Source organism: Streptomyces sp. A1136, from assembly GCF_004795055.1.
GTDB lineage: Bacteria > Actinomycetota > Actinomycetes > Streptomycetales > Streptomycetaceae > Streptomyces.
Genome location: NZ_SSBJ01000002.1, coordinates 123,187 through 137,970 on the forward strand (window position 1 = coordinate 123,187; position 14,784 = coordinate 137,970).

A 14,784-nucleotide genomic window follows, 5' to 3' on the forward strand; every position below is an offset into this window, starting at 1 on the left:
TCCTTCTTGCCTAATTCGGCATGAGCGGGTAAATCGTCTTCGCGTCGCCTGTGATCGGGTCGAAATAACCTTCAAACTTGATGCCCTTCCAGTCTCCCTGCCACTTGTTGGTGACCGGGTTGACCACACGACCGTTCTCGAAGGCTTTTTCCATGGCGCGCCTGACCTGCTTCTCCGTCCAACCTGCAGGAAAGAAGGTTGTTTTGGCTCGCTTCATCACCATCAACCCGGTTCGCGGATCACGCATCCACACGTTCCCCGTAGTCAGTCCCGTTTTGTTATCGATCTCGATGATCTTCGGGACTTTGACCATGTGACTGTTAAGGTCACGACCGCCGGGACGGAAATGATATCCAGACACCTTGGGGTTGCCGTTGCGATCATACTTGAGCTCACCCTGCAGCACATGCTCGAATGTGTGCTCAGGAATACGACCGCCCTTTGGCAGCGGAGGAAACTCTTCCGTCTCCGGCAGATTTTCATGGGGGGTGGACGGCTCCCCCCCGGAACCCGTACCGGAACCCGAACCCGTGGCCGGCTGACCCGTGCCGGGATCGGCGGGGTCATGGGGATCGCCACCATGACCGGAACCTGGACCGTGACCCGCAGGGTCGTGACCAGGGCCATGGCCCCCACCGGCACCCGTGTCCGGGGCGCTATGCCCTACGCCGGACGAGGGACCGTGGTTTTCTGCATGCGCCGACGGACCGTGCGCAGTACCGCTGGAACCGTGCCCACCTAGGTGCGGGGTACCGTGCGTCCCACCGCCACCCGCCAGGTGCGCCGGGCCGGACGGGTGGGTCGACCCGTTCTCCATGCGGCCGGGGCCGCCGGCGCCTTCGAGGACCTTCGGCTCTTCCCTGACCGGTGCCGTCTCGTGCTCGTGGACATTGGGCAGGTCGTCCTTGTGCGGTTCCCTGACGGGTTCGGTATCGGGAACGACGTTGCCGTGCTCGTCCCTGATGTACCCGTCGGCGCCGAGGACTCGCTTGTTGCCCGCGTGGTCGACGTAGTCATGCCCGGGAATCGCGGGTACCTCGCCCGGGTGCGGCGAGGTGCCGGAGGGGATGTTGCGGGCCATGTCATCGACGCCCGCACGGCTGGCCTTCAGGCCCTCCATGAGGTCGCCGACCTTGAACTTGGTGACGACCGCCGCCTTGCCGAGGTAGCTCATCGGGTCGACGAGCGCCCCCGCCTTGCCCAGCGCGGTCGCGGCCTCCGCGGCCACACCCAGCTTCCCGGCCTTGCCGAGCTTGAGCAGCGAGCCCGAGCCGAGCGTCAGGGCGTTGAACAGGACCGTCCCGCCCGCCCGCGAAGGGTCCTTGTCCCACTCGTCCCATGCGACCAGGGATTTGCCGAAGTTGCGCAGGGCCGCCTTCTGCTTGTCGCTGTCACTGTGGTCGACCGGCCCGAACATCTTGTCCATCGCCCAGTCGTACGGGGTCATGAGGTAGGCGCTGACGCCGCCGAAGACATTGCCGATGCCCGACCAGGTCTTCTTGAAGTTGTCCCAGTCGAACACGTTGACCATGCTGCCCAGGCCTTTGAGCGTGCCCCAGACACCGTCGACGAAGAACCCCTTCAGGGCGCCGCCGGCGTGGTCCTTCGTCCACTCCCACGCGGCCCGCAGCCCGGTGTACTCACGCTCGTCGGCCGTCCCCCAAGGCGTCTCCTTCGCGTCCTTGACGTCGCTTTCCTTGAAGCCGTACATGCCGGCCTTGTGCGAACCGTCATCGACGACGAAGTGGGTACCACCGACCAACGCGGTGATCTTGTTGGCCGCGTCACGCTCGACGCCCTGGAACGCCACCCATGTCGTACCGACCTCACGGACGAGACGAGCGTTCTCGTCGATCTTGCCCTGGTCCTTCTGCCAGTCGTCGTCATCCTTGTTGTCCGCGACGAACTTCTCCGCGTCCACGCGGAGTTGTCTCATCTTGTCCACCAGCGGACGGGCAGTCGTCGCGAAGGTCGTCAGCGCGCCGCTGACGGACTCCAGCTTCTTCGCGAACTCATCGGCCTTGTCCCGCACCGGAATCGTCGAATTGAGCAACTCCTCCTGCTCAGGCGCGTCGTAGACGGCATCCAACGCCTGGAAGGCGTTGTGCACGTCCTTGCCCGTACCGCGAATGCCGGAGGCGGTCGTCTTCAGCGAGGCCGCATGCGTCTCCAAAGTCTCCAGATTGCCCGTGAAGGTCGGTATCTTCCCCAGGTCGATCACTTCTGGGGGCCCTTCAACTCTTCCGGAGTCGGAGCCTTGGAGTACTCGTCCTGCTTGTTCTTCGCCATCGCGAGGTCGCCCTTGAGGTACTCCTCAGTGGCCAGACGCGCCCCGGTGATGGACTTCCCCGTCCGCACGGGAAGGAACTTCACGTCGTTCTCCGTGTGCTGCTGGAACTCTTGCAGCGCCTGGGCCACGGGACCGAACGCACCCCCCTTGGGGATTTCGGTACCACCCAGGACCATCGTGCCCGCCCACGTCGCGGCGCCCACCAGGCCCTCGCCGTACGCCGTGAACTCTTCCTCGAATTTGCCGCCGGCCTCCGCGGTCTTGCTCAGAACCCCTTGAACGCCATCCGGCTTGATGTCCCACGTCGACACGGTGCCCCCCGTTCTGCAAACACGTCCCGCACTGACGTGCCATGTCTATCAACTACGCGTTGCCGTCTGCAAAGTGAGTTCCAGTCATGTCGACATCTGTTACGGAGCGGTGACACGCGCGGCGGGGCAGCCCCGCCCGTGCCGGCTTCGGCCGGGCAATGGGCGGGGCTGCCGGGAGGGAGCGCTACGCCGTGCGGCGGAGGAGGGCCAGGTACATGGCGTCCGTGCCGTGGAGGTGGGGCCAGAGCTGGACGTCCGGACCGTCGCCGAGGGCCGGGACGCCGGACATGTACGGGCGCGCGTCGATCAGTTCGGCCGACACCCGGGCCGACGCGCCCGCGCCCCGGCCCTTGAGGACGTCGTCCACCACGACCCGGGTCTCCGCCAGGTGCGGGGAGCAGGTCGCGTAGCCCACGACGCCGCCCACCCGTACCGCCGCCAGCGCCTCCCGCAGCAGCCCGCGCTGGAGCGGCGCGAAGCCCTCCAGGTCCTCGGGCCGGCGCCGCCACCGCGCCTCGGGGCGCCGGCGCAGCGCGCCGAGGCCCGAGCAGGGGACGTCCACCAGGACCCGGTCGAAGGAGCCCGGCAGCCACGGGGGGCGGGTGCCGTCGGCCGCGATGACCTGGTACGGGCCGGGGTTGCCGGCCAGCGCCTTCTCCACCAGGCGCGCGCGGTGCGGCTGCTTCTCGGAGGCCAGCAGGAACGCCCCGCGCTGCGCCGCCAGCGCCCCGAGCAGGGCGGCCTTGCCGCCGGGTCCGGCGCAGCCGTCGAGCCAGCGCTCGTCGCGGCCCTCCACGGGCGCCGCCGCCAGGGCCATCGCCACCAGTTGGCTGCCCTCGTCCTGCACCCCGGCCCGGCCCTCGCGCACCGCCTCCAGGGCGCCCGGCTCGCCGCCCTCGGCCATCCTCACCGCGTACGGGGACCAGCGCCCCGGCAGGGCGGACTCCTCGCCGACCGCCTCCAGCAGCTCCTCGGGCGTGGAGCGGCCCGGGCGGGCGACGAGGGTGACCTCGGGCCGCTCGTTGTCGGCCTCCAGGAGGTCCTCGATGCCGGCCCGGCCGCCGCCCAGCGCGTCCCACAGGGCGCTGACGACCCAGCGCGGATGCGAGTGGTAGACCGCGAGGTGCTCCTCGGCGTCGTCCTCGTACGGCGGCGCGACCCGCTCCAGCCACCCCTCCAGGTCGTGCGCGGTGATCTTGCGCAAGACGGCGTTGACGAACTTCGCGCGCCCGTCCCCGAGCACGACGCGGGCCAGCTCCACGCTCGCCGAGACGGCCGCGTGCGGGGGGATGCGGGTGCCCAGCAGCTGGTGCGCGCCGAGCGACAGCACGTCCAGAACGGGCGGGTCGACCTCGCGCAGCGGCCGGTCGATGCACGCCTTGATCACCGCGTCGTACGTGCCCTGCCGGCGCAGCGTCCCGTACACCAGCTCGGTGGCCAGGGCGGCGTCGCGCGCCTGGAAGCTCTCGTCCTGGCGGGCCTTGCGCAGCAACGGTGGCAGCACGAGGTTCGCGTACGCGTCCCGCTCGTCCACCGCCCGCAGCACCTCGAAGGCCAGCATCCGGACGGGGTCCTTCTGCGGCCGGCGGTAGGGCTTGCCCTGCTTGCCGCCCTGGGGGCCGGACGGCTTGCCGTTGCCGCCGGCGGCGGTCCGCCGACGGGGCTGACGGGGCTGACGAGGCTGTTCGCTCACGTGAAAGGTGCTCCGGTTGTACGTAATGCCTGGGGTGACGAAATAGGTGGGGCAGGCGGTGCGGAATGTGCTGTGGAAGGTGGTGCGGAAAGGCGGTGGGAAAGGGCCGCGCGACCTGTATCAGCCTACGTCGGCTCCGCCCAGCCGCTCGCCGGGCGCGATCCGCACCCCGCGCGCCCAGTCGGCGCCCTTCATCGGCTTCTTGCCCTGCGGCTGTACCCAGAGCAGTTCCACGGCGTGCGAGCCGGTGCCGACGAAGACGTTGTTCTTGGCGGGAGCGAGTACGCCGGGCTCCAGCTCCGTACGGTCGGGCACCGGCGCGACCGAGATCAGCTTGAGGCGCTCACCGCGGAACACGGTCCACGCGCCCGGCGCGGGGGTACAGCCGCGCACCACGCGGTCGGCGCGCATCGCGGGGGCGTTCCAGTCGACGCGGGCGTCCTCGACCGTGATCTTGGGCGCGAGGGAGATCCCGTCGCCCGGCTGCGGCAGCGCGCGCAGGGTGCCGTCCTCGATGCCGTCCATGGTGGCCAGGAGCAGGCCCGACCCCGCGAAGGCGAGACGGGTCAGCAGGTCGCCGCTGGTGTCGGTGGGCCGGATCTCCTCGGTCAGGTGGCCGTAGACCGGGCCGGAGTCCAGCCCCTCCTCGATGAGGAAGGTCGAGGCGCCGGTGACCTCGTCGCCCGCCATGATCGAGTGCTGTACGGGCGCGGCGCCGCGCCACGCGGGCAGCAGGGAGAAGTGCAGGTTGACCCAGCCGTGCTTGGGGATGTCCAGGGCGCTCTTGGGGAGCAGCGCGCCGTAGGCGACGACGGGGCAGCAGTCCGGCGCGATCTCGCGCAGCCGCTCCTGGAAGTCCGGGTCGCGCGGGCGCGCCGGCTTGAGGACCTCGATCCCGGCCTCCTCGGCGCGCTCGGCGACGGGGCTCGCGACGAGCCGGCGGCCCCGCCCGGCCGGGGCGTCGGGGCGGGTGACGACGGCCGCGACCTCGTGGCGCCCGGAGGCGATCAGGGCGTCCAGGGCGGGTACGGCGACCTCGGGGGTGCCTGCGAAGACGAGCTTCACTGGGTCCTACCTCGCTATCTCGGCTGTCAGCAGCGCACCAGTCTATGGGCCGCCCGGCGTACCTCCCACTTGGTGCGCCCGGGGGCGTGCCGATACGCGCGCGCCTCTCGCATATGCCGACACGCCCCCAGAGCGTGACCTGGGCGCCCGCTGACGCGTTGGTCAAGAGAGATTGACCGAAACGGGCCGCGATTGAGAACGGTGTTCGTGGCCCGATCCGCTCTTAAGCACCGGTTCGAGAGGCTTCTTCATGGCCGACCACGCCACCCACGACGCCCAAGCACGGGCCAGCCTGCATCTCCTGGTGCGGGACATCGAGCGGGTCCGCCGACAGGTGGATGCTCTGCGTACGCTCACCGCCCAGCTCGGCAACGTGTACCGTCCGCGCCGCTCCGGTCCCTCCACGGGCTTCGTCGTCTACGGCAGGGCTCCCGCGCCCACCGTACGGCTCGCGCAGGAACTGCGGGACAGCGTCGAGACGCTGGTCACCGCCGCGGTGGACTTCGACCGCTCGCTCGGCTTCTCCTGGGACGCCGTCGGCTCGGCGCTCGGCGTCACCAAGCAGGCCGTGCACCGTCGCTACGGGGCCCGGCGCGCCCAGCCCGCCGAGACGGTGGAGGTTCCGGCGGACGGGACGACCACCCGGACCCTGGGGCCGCTCCCCACCATCCCGGCGGCGCGCTCCGTCCCCCCGCAGCCCGTACGCGAGGAGTCGGCCGCCGGGGCGCAGGGTGCGGCGGCGTCCCGCTCGCCCGCGTTCCCCGGCCCGCGCAACGGCTGACCCGCGGCCCGCCGCCGGGACGCCGACCCCTGACGGCCGGGCACTCCCCGCCGTGACACCCCCGCCCCCGGCCCGCCGCGGTCCTCCACCGGAGACCGCTCCCGCCGGGGGCGGTCCCGGTCCGGGACTCCCGCGGCGGCTCCTTCAGCCGATGTCCGGCGGGTCGATCCTGATGCGTACCGCTTCCGCGGGCGTCACCCCGCGCGCCAGACGGGCGGCCTGCGCCTTCTTCAGGGCCCTCGCCAGCTCCGCCCCGCTGCCGGGCCGGACCCTGATCAGGACCCGCTCCCCCGGCGACGGCGTACCGCGCCGGCCGGGCAGCGGCACCGGGCCCAGGACCTCGGCGTCGGCCGGCAGTTCCGCGGCGGCGAGGAACGCCTCCAGCGCCTCGGGCCGTCCGGCCACCGCCGCCATCCGGGACACCGGCGGGAAGCCGAGCTGGGCCCGCTCCGCGAGCTCCCGCACGGCGTGCCCCACCGGGTCCCAGCGCACCAACGCCTGCACCGGCCGCAACGTCGGTTCGGCGACGACCACCACCTGCCCCTCCCCGCGGACCAGCGAGGCGGCGCCGATCCAGCGCCGCAGCGCCTCCTCCCCGGCCCGCAGGTCGGACCGGCCGAGCATGGCCCAACCGTCGAGCAGCAGCGCCGCCGCGTACCCGGCGCCGGCGGCGACGGGTTCCGCGCCCGGGGTGCACACCACCAGCGCGGGCCGGTCCGGCACCTCGTCCAGCACGTGATCGCGGCCGGAGGTGCGCACGGGCACGGCCGGGAAAGCGCGTCCCAGCTCCTCGGCGGTGCGCCCGGCACCGACCACCCGGGCCCGCAACCGGAACGACCCGCATTCCTCGCAGTGCCAGGACGGCTCGCCGCGCCCGCACCACCCGCACCGCAGGTCCCGCTCGTCGGGGGCCTCCAGGGGCCCCGCGCAGGCCCGGCAGCGTGCCGGGGTCCGACAGCGCTCGCAGGCCAGCCGGGGCACGTAGCCCCGCCGGGGCACCTGCACCAGGACGGGCCCGCTCTTGAGCCCCTCGCGCACCGTCTCCCAGGCCAGGCTCGGCAGCCTCGCGGCGCGCGCCGCCTCGTCCCGGGCCAGCAGTTCGTCCCCGACGGTCCTGATCCGGGGCGCGCAGGCCCGTACCGTCGCGCGGTCGGCGACCAGGGGCCGCGCCCAACCGGACTCGACCAGTTGGGCCGCCTCGACGGTGCAGCTCGTGCCGCCGGCCAGGAAGGCGCAGCCGTCGTTCACCGCGCGCAGTTCCAGTACCTCGCGGACGTGCGGGAACGGCGCGTGGTCGTCGCTGTGGCTGGAGTCCCCGTCGTCCCAGACGGCGACCAGCCCGAGGTCGCGCACGGGCGCGAACATCGCGGCGCGCGTGCCGACGACGGCCCGCACCGAACCCCGGCTGACGGCGAGCCATTGGCGGTAGCGTTTCTCCGGCCCCGATTCGGCGGTCAACAGCGCGTGCCGGCCCTCGCCGAGCAGGGCGGTGAGCGCCGCGTCCACCCGGGCGGCGGTCCGCCCGTCGGGCAGGACGGCGAGGGCCCCCCGGCCGGAGGCGAGGGTGGCGGCCATGGCGCGGGCGAGTTCGTCGGCCCAGCCGGGGCCGGGCAGGGCCGTCCACACGGCGCGCGGACTGCCTCCGCCGGCCAGGGCCCGCAGGAAGGCCGGGCCCGCCCCGTACCGCTCCCAGCCGCCGGGGTCGGGCGCGGGGGGCGGCGGCAGCGGTTCCGGCGACGGCTTCGCCTCGGCACGGGCGCTGCGCGGGGGCAGGGCGAGCTGGAGGACGTCGGCCAGGCTGCCCGCGTACCGGTCGGCGACGGCCCGTGCGAGCGCCAACAGGGCGGGGGTGAGGACGACCTCGGAGGAGACCACCTGGGCGATCGCGGCCAGCGCGCCGTTGTAGTCGGACTCGGCGCGCCGCTCGACGATGAAGCCGTCGATCAGGCCACCGCCCTCGCGGCGGCCGCCGTGCACCTGGTGGGAGCCGGCGCCGAAGCGGACCCGGACGCGCACGCCGGGCCGCGCGGCCTCGGCCAGCTCGGCGGGCACCGCGTAGTCCCACAGCTGGTCGAGGTGGAGCACGCCCTTGTTGACGAGGACACGGGCGACGGGCAGTTCCTCGGCGAGGGCCGCCCCGCGCCAGGTCCGCGGCTTGGCCTTGGGGGCTTTGGCCTTCGCCCCGGCCACGATGTCCCGGATGAGCGCGAGCTGTTCCGGCGGGCCGCCGGGGTCCCGCTCCCCGTCCCGCTGATCCGACTCGTCCGCGCTGCTCACACCCGCATTCTTACCAAACGCCACCGACACCCGGACATGCGCGAGGCCCCGGAACCTCTCGGTCCGGGGCCTCGCGGGGAGAACGTGTCTACAGGCCGGCGGCGGTGCGCAGGGCGTCGACGCGGTCGGTGCGTTCCCAGGTGAAGTCCGGCAGCTCGCGGCCGAAGTGGCCGTAGGCGGCGGTCTGCGCGTAGATGGGCCGCAGCAGGTCCAGGTCGCGGATGATCGCGGCCGGGCGCAGGTCGAAGACCTGACCGATGGCCTCCTCGATCTTCGCCGTGTCGACCTTGGCGGTGCCGAAGGTCTCCACGAAGAGGCCGACGGGCTCGGCCTTGCCGATGGCGTACGCGACCTGCACCTCGCAGCGCGAGGCGAGACCGGCGGCGACCACGTTCTTCGCGACCCAGCGCATCGCGTACGCGGCGGAACGGTCGACCTTGGACGGGTCCTTGCCGGAGAACGCGCCGCCGCCGTGACGGGCCATGCCGCCGTAGGTGTCGATGATGATCTTGCGGCCGGTCAGGCCCGCGTCACCCATCGGACCACCGATCTCGAAACGACCGGTCGGGTTCACCAGGAGCCGGTAGCCCTCGGTGTCCAGCTTGATCCCGTCCTCGATGAGCTGCGCGAGCACGTGCTCGACGACGAACTCGCGGATGTCCGGCGCGAGGAGCGAGTCCAGGTCGATGTCGGCGGCGTGCTGCGAGGACACGACGACGGTGTCGAGGCGGACGGCCTTGTCACCGTCGTACTCGATGGTGACCTGCGTCTTGCCGTCGGGGCGCAGGTACGGGATGGTCCCGTTCTTGCGGACCTCGGAGAGCCGGCGGGAGAGCCGGTGCGCGATGTGGATCGGGAGCGGCATCAGCTCGGGCGTCTCGTCGCAGGCGTAGCCGAACATCAGGCCCTGGTCGCCGGCGCCCTGCTTGTCCAGCTCGTCCTCGTCGCCTTCGACGCGCTGCTCGTAGGCGGTGTCGACACCCTGGGCGATGTCGGGCGACTGCGCGCCGATGGACACCGACACGCCACAGGAGGCGCCGTCGAAGCCCTTCTTCGAGGAGTCGTAGCCGATCTCCAGGATCTTGTCGCGGACGAGCTGCGCGATCGGCGCGTACGCCTTCGTCGTCACCTCGCCCGCGATGTGCACGAGACCGGTGGTGATGAGGGTCTCCACGGCCACACGCGAGGTCGGGTCCTCGGTGAGGAGCGCGTCGAGGATCGTGTCGCTGATCTGGTCAGCGATCTTGTCGGGGTGACCCTCGGTCACGGACTCCGAGGTAAACAGGCGACGGGACACAACGCTCCCTGGGGTTGCAGCGGCTGCTGGCTGATCATTTGGCGGAACCTTACCGGGGGCTGCTCCCGGTCGTGCTCCAAGTGCAGTTTATCGGTCGCCACCGTTTGCCGGACCACCCGTCTCGCCTTGTGGGAGGCGTGTGACCTGCGGCACTACATTCTGGCGTACGGACTCGCCGTCGGGAAGGCGATCCGCTCAGGCGCGTCGGGGCGTCAGGCGCGGGGCGACCTGGTCCCAGATCGCGTCGGCCAGGACTTCCTTCGGTCCATGCGGGATGGCGGTCTCGCAGCCATCGGAGGAAAGGATGACCGCTTCGTTGTCCTCTGAACCGAAGGTCTTCGATTCGCCGACCTCATTGATCACGAGCAGGTCACATCCCTTGCGCCGGAGCTTGGCCCTCCCGTTGGCGAGGACGTCGTCGGTCTCGGCGGCGAAGCCGACCACCACCTGACCCTCGCGGGCCCGCTCCGCGGAGATCTCCGCCAACACGTCGGGGTTGCGGACGAGCGCCACCGGCTCGGGGTCCTGCCCGTCCTGCTTCTTGATCTTGCCCCCCGCGTAACGGGCGGGCCGGAAGTCCGCGACGGCCGCGGCCATCACCACGGCGTCGGCGTCGGCGGCCGCCTTGAGCACCGCCTCCCGGAGCTGGAGGGCCGTCCCGACCCGTACGACGTCCGCGCCGGCGGGGTCGGCCAGCGCGGTGTTGGCCGCGACGAGGGTGACCCGGGCACCGCGCGCGACGGCGGTCCGGGCGAGCGCGTAGCCCTGCTTGCCCGAGGAACGGTTGCCGAGGAAGCGGACCGGGTCCAGCGGTTCCCGGGTGCCCCCGGCGCTGATCACCACGTGCCGCCCGGCCAGGTCCTGCTCACCGGCGCCCCGGGCGAGGACCCGACGGCACACCTCGAAGATCTCGTCGGGGTCGGGCAGCCGTCCTTTCCCGGTGTCCTTGCCGGTGAGCCGGCCGACGGCGGGCTCGATGACGACGGCGCCGCGCCGGCGCAGCGTGGCCACGTTCTCCCGGGTGGCGGGGTGCTCCCACATCTCGGTGTGCATCGCGGGTGCGAAGACCACGGGACAGCGGGCGGTGAGGAGGGTGTTGGTGAGCAGGTCGTCGGCCAGTCCGTGGGCGGCCTTGGCCAGCATGTCGGCGGTGGCCGGGGCGACGACGACGAGGTCGGCGCCCTGCCCGATCCGTACGTGCGGGACGTCGTGGACGCTCTCCCAGACCTCGGTGGAGGCCCGATTGCCGGACAGCGCGGCCCAGGTGGCCTCGCCGACGAAGTTCAGCGACGCGGCCGTCGGCACCACGCGTACGTCGTGGCCGGACTCGGTCAGCCGGCGCAGCAGCTCGCACGCCTTGTAGGCGGCGATACCGCCGCTGACCCCCAGCACGACCTTCGGCTTACCCACCACGCACTCCCCTTCGAGGAACCATCTCTGCACCTATGACACACCACAGGCCCGGCAGATGTTCTGCCGGGCCTGTGGTGAAAGGAATTCCTGGTGCCTTACTGGGCCGGGGCCTCGATGGCCTCGGAGGTCAGCAGACCCGCGTTGATCTCGCGCAGCGCGATCGAAAGCGGCTTCTCGTGGACGTGGGTGTCCACCAGCGGGCCGACGTACTCGAGCAGGCCCTCACCGAGCTGCGAGTAGTACGCGTTGATCTGACGCGCGCGCTTGGCCGCGTAGATCACGAGGCTGTACTTCGAGTCCGTGGCCTCGAGCAGCTCGTCGATCGGCGGGTTGATGATGCCCTCGGGCGCAGTCATGGAAGAGGACACGCTCTACCTTCCGAAGATGGGTGAAAGATCTTGCGTCGTTCGGACAAATACCGAACAACGATCAGACAACGTCCATCAAGGCTAGCAGCTCACGCGCCACGTCCTCGACGGAGGTGTTGACCAGGGTGGTGTCGAACTCGGTTTCGGCAGCAAGTTCGATCTTGGCGGCGCCCAGGCGGCGCTCGATGACCTCGGCCGACTCGGTACCGCGGCCGGTGAGGCGGCGGACCAGCTCGTCCCAGCTCGGCGGCGCGAGGAAGACCAGCTGGGCCTCCGGCATCGACTGGCGGACGAGCCGAGCGCCTTGGAGGTCGATCTCCAGCAGGACCGGCTCACCGTTCTCCAGGCGTTCCAGTACCGCGCCGCGCGGCGTGCCGTAGCGGTTGCCCGCGAACTCGGCCCACTCCAGCAGCTCGCCGTTGGCGATCAGCTTGTCGAACTCGTCGTCGCCGACGAAGAAGTAGTGGACACCGTGTCGCTCACCGGGTCGCGGCTTGCGGGTGGTGGCCGACACCGAGAGCCATACCTCGGGGTGGACCTTGCGCATATGCGCGACGACCGTGCTCTTGCCGACCCCTGAGGGGCCGGAGAGCACGGTCAGCCGCGGACGAACCTCTGCTGCCATAGAGCGATTATCCAGGTTCCAGGGACTGCCTGAGAACGCCGGGAGAACTTCGGGCGACGCCTCAGGCGCCGCTACCGCCGAACTCACGCTCCAGAGAGGCGATCTGGTTGGAGCCGAGACCTCGGACACGCCGGGATTCGGAGATGCCGAGGCGCTCCATGATCTGCTTGGCGCGGACCTTGCCCACGCCGGGCAGCGACTCGAGAAGGGCGGAGACCTTCATCTTGCCGATGACGTCGTTCTCCTGTCCCGTCTTGATCACGTCGTGGAGGGAGGCGCCGGAATGCTTGAGTCGATTCTTCACCTCGGCCCGCTCCCGGCGAGCCGCGGCGGCCTTTTCGAGCGCTGCTGCGCGCTGTTCAGGGGTAAGGGGCGGAAGAGCCACGCCTACGTCACCTCGGATGTCGAACTGTCGGATACGGACCGGCGCGGAGCCGGGAGGCACCACACCAGGCGAGCTCCCGAACAGCGGCGATCCTGCTCCGCTGTTCGTTGACTCTGCTCGGAGACTAGCGGCCTGGGCCGCTCCAGTCAGCGAGAACGGACGAAAAGTCCTGGTCAGCCTCCGTTGAAACGTACATCACGGACAAACTACCCCGGTTTTGTCCGGTGAAGGACGTTCGGATTTCGTCAAGCGGTGCGACGGACTCCCTCCTCGGAGTCCGTCGCAGCTCACCGCACCCGTTCAGGCGGAGGGGATCGCCGCGCGGATCTCGGCCGCGAAGCCGGCCGCCGCCGCTCGCAGGGCGGCCGGGTCCGGGCCGTGGCCCAGGACGCCCCGCGAGACGTTGGGGACGACGTTGCCGACGGCCGCGCCGAAGACCGCGGGGAGGTCGGCGGCGGTGGCGCCCTGCGCGCCGATGCCGGGCGCCAGGAGCGGGCCGTTGATGTCCAGGTCGAAGGAGGAGAGGTCGCCGAGGGTGGCGCCGACGACGGCCCCGAAGGAGCCCATCGGCTCGGCCCCCGCGTTCTCCGCCGCGAGGTGGGCCAGCATCGTCGCGCCGATCGACCGGCCGTCGGAGCGCACCGCCCGCTGGACCTCCGCCCCCTCGGGGTTGGAGGTGAGCGCCAGCACGAAGAGCCCGGCGCCCGAGCGGCGGGCCAGGTCCACCGCGGGGGCGAGGGAGCCGTAGCCGAGGTACGGGGAGACCGTCAGGGCGTCGGAGAACAGCGGCGAGCCCGGCGAGAGGAACGTCTCGGCGTAGGCGGCCATCGTCGAGCCGATGTCCCCGCGCTTGGCGTCCATGACGACCAGCGTCCCGGCCGCCCGGGCGTCGGCCACGGTCCGCTCCAGCACCGCGATGCCCCGCGAGCCGAACCGCTCGAAGAAGGCGGCCTGCGGCTTGAAGACGGCGACCGAGTCCGCGAGGGCCTCCACGACCGTGCGCGAGAAGGTCTCCAGCCCCGCGATGTCGTCGTCCAGGCCCCAGGACGCCAGCAGGGCGGCGTGCGGGTCGATGCCGACGCACAGCGGGCCTCGGGAGTCCATCGCCGCCCGCAGGCGGGCGCCGAAGGGGGTCACAGGGGTCTCGTGGGTCACTGGGAGGCCTTCCGGGTCTCGGCGCCCACCGCGTCGGCGAGCGTCTCGTACGGGCTGTCGGCCAGGCGCCGGGCCAGGCCCTTGTGGATCGCGCGGGCGTAGCCGGGGCCCTCGTAGATGAAGGCGCTGTAGCCCTGGACGAGCGTGGCGCCCGCCAGGATGCGCTGCCAGGCGTCCTCGGCGTTCTCGATGCCCCCGACGCCGACCAGGACCAGCCGGTCCCCCACCCGGGCGTACAGGCGGCGCAGGACCTCCAGGGAGCGTGCCTTGACCGGGGCGCCGGACAGGCCGCCCGTCTCCTTCACGAGGGCGGGGTCCGACCTCAGCCCCAGTCCCTCGCGGGCGACGGTGGTGTTCGTCGCGATGATGCCGTCCAGGCCGAGCTCCAGGGCGAGGTCGGCGACGGCGTCCACGTCCTCGTCGGCGAGGTCGGGCGCGATCTTGACCAACAGCGGGACCCGGCGGTCGGTCACCACGCGATCGGCGGCCTCCCGTACGGCGCTCAGCAGCGGGCGCAGGGACTCGGTGGCCTGGAGGTTGCGCAGGCCCGGGGTGTTGGGCGAGGAGACGTTGACGACCAGGTAGTCGGCGTGGCGGGCCAGGCGCTCGGTGGAGGCGACGTAGTCCGCCACCGCCTCTTCCTCGGGGACGACCTTCGTCTTGCCGATGTTGACGCCGACCACGGTCTTGAAGACCGCCTCGCGTGCCGCCAGGCGCCGGGCGACGGCGGCCGAGCCCTCGTTGTTGAAGCCCATCCGGTTGATCAGCGCGCGGTCCGGCACGAGCCGGAACAGCCGCTTCTTGGGGTTGCCCGGCTGCGCCTGCGCCGTGACCGTGCCGATCTCGACGTGGTCGAAGCCGAGCATCGCCATGCCGTCGATGGCGACGGCGTTCTTGTCGAAGCCCGCCGCGAGGCCGAAGGGGCCGTGCATGCGCAGCCCGAGCGCCTCGGTGCGCAGCTCCTCGTACCGGGGGGCCAGGGCGGCCGCGGCGAAGGTGCGCAGGACGGGGGTGCGGGCCGCGAGGCGGATCCAGCGGAAGGCGGTGTAGTGGGCCCGCTCGGGGTCCATCCGCTTGAAGACGAGGTCGAAGAAGAGTTTGTACATCGGCGTGGTGGTCCTTCT

General features: G+C 71.5%; 13 protein-coding genes. 1 reads left to right on the top strand and 12 read right to left on the bottom strand.

From position 1 onward, the window contains the following. Positions 1-10: 10 nt before the first annotated feature. The 4 genes from E6R62_RS02460 to fmt form a co-directional block, all read right to left on the bottom strand. Positions 11-2,221, bottom strand: a complete 2,211-nt coding sequence (locus E6R62_RS02460) for an EndoU domain-containing protein (RefSeq protein ID WP_136210870.1) — start codon at positions 2,219-2,221, stop codon at positions 11-13. Further along, positions 2,218-2,601 (bottom strand): DUF6507 family protein, encoded by a 384-nt coding sequence (locus tag E6R62_RS02465; protein ID WP_136210872.1) that lies wholly within the window; start codon positions 2,599-2,601, stop codon positions 2,218-2,220. Before E6R62_RS02465 ends, E6R62_RS02460 begins: the two co-directional genes overlap by 4 nt. Positions 2,602-2,785: 184 nt before the next feature. After that, positions 2,786-4,294: an RsmB/NOP family class I SAM-dependent RNA methyltransferase gene (locus E6R62_RS02470; RefSeq protein ID WP_136210874.1), complete on the bottom strand. Its 1,509-nt coding sequence runs from the start codon at positions 4,292-4,294 to the stop codon at positions 2,786-2,788. Positions 4,295-4,414: 120 nt separating this feature from the next. Further along, on the bottom strand, positions 4,415-5,359 hold the full coding sequence (gene fmt, locus E6R62_RS02475) for a methionyl-tRNA formyltransferase (protein WP_136210876.1): 945 nt from the start codon (positions 5,357-5,359) through the stop codon (positions 4,415-4,417). A gap of 250 nt (positions 5,360-5,609) precedes the next feature. On the opposite strand from fmt, the gene E6R62_RS02480 reads away from it, so the two are divergent. Then, positions 5,610-6,140, top strand: a complete 531-nt coding sequence (locus tag E6R62_RS02480) for a hypothetical protein (RefSeq protein ID WP_136210878.1) — start codon at positions 5,610-5,612, stop codon at positions 6,138-6,140. 144 nt (positions 6,141-6,284) lie between these two features. Here the strand turns inward: E6R62_RS02480 and E6R62_RS02485 are convergent, their stop codons facing one another. From E6R62_RS02485 to E6R62_RS02520, 8 genes are all read right to left on the bottom strand, one after another. Next, positions 6,285-8,417: a primosomal protein N' gene (locus E6R62_RS02485; RefSeq protein ID WP_136210880.1), complete on the bottom strand. Its 2,133-nt coding sequence runs from the start codon at positions 8,415-8,417 to the stop codon at positions 6,285-6,287. 88 nt (positions 8,418-8,505) lie between these two features. Further along, positions 8,506-9,714: a methionine adenosyltransferase gene (gene metK, locus E6R62_RS02490; RefSeq protein WP_136210882.1), complete on the bottom strand. Its 1,209-nt coding sequence runs from the start codon at positions 9,712-9,714 to the stop codon at positions 8,506-8,508. Positions 9,715-9,909: 195 nt separating this feature from the next. Continuing rightward, the gene (coaBC, locus tag E6R62_RS02495; RefSeq protein ID WP_136210884.1) at positions 9,910-11,124 is read right to left on the bottom strand and encodes a bifunctional phosphopantothenoylcysteine decarboxylase/phosphopantothenate--cysteine ligase CoaBC; all 1,215 of its coding nucleotides are present in this window, start codon (positions 11,122-11,124) and stop codon (positions 9,910-9,912) included. 98 nt (positions 11,125-11,222) lie between these two features. After that, a complete protein-coding gene (rpoZ, locus tag E6R62_RS02500; RefSeq protein WP_030879741.1) occupies positions 11,223-11,495 on the bottom strand; it encodes a DNA-directed RNA polymerase subunit omega in 273 nt (90 codons plus the stop codon). A 61-nt stretch (positions 11,496-11,556) separates the two neighbouring features. Continuing rightward, positions 11,557-12,120, bottom strand: coding sequence for a guanylate kinase (gene gmk, locus E6R62_RS02505; RefSeq protein WP_136210886.1), 564 nt, complete (start codon positions 12,118-12,120; stop codon positions 11,557-11,559). 61 nt (positions 12,121-12,181) lie between these two features. Next, a complete protein-coding gene (locus tag E6R62_RS02510; protein WP_030234009.1) occupies positions 12,182-12,505 on the bottom strand; it encodes an integration host factor in 324 nt (107 codons plus the stop codon). A gap of 300 nt (positions 12,506-12,805) precedes the next feature. Further along, positions 12,806-13,660, bottom strand: a complete 855-nt coding sequence (gene pyrF, locus E6R62_RS02515) for an orotidine-5'-phosphate decarboxylase (protein ID WP_276615515.1) — start codon at positions 13,658-13,660, stop codon at positions 12,806-12,808. Further along, entirely contained in the window at positions 13,657-14,766 is a 1,110-nt protein-coding gene (locus E6R62_RS02520) for a quinone-dependent dihydroorotate dehydrogenase (protein ID WP_136210888.1), read from the bottom strand. The genes pyrF and E6R62_RS02520 overlap by 4 nt, the downstream gene beginning before the upstream one ends. Positions 14,767-14,784: the final 18 nt, after the last annotated feature.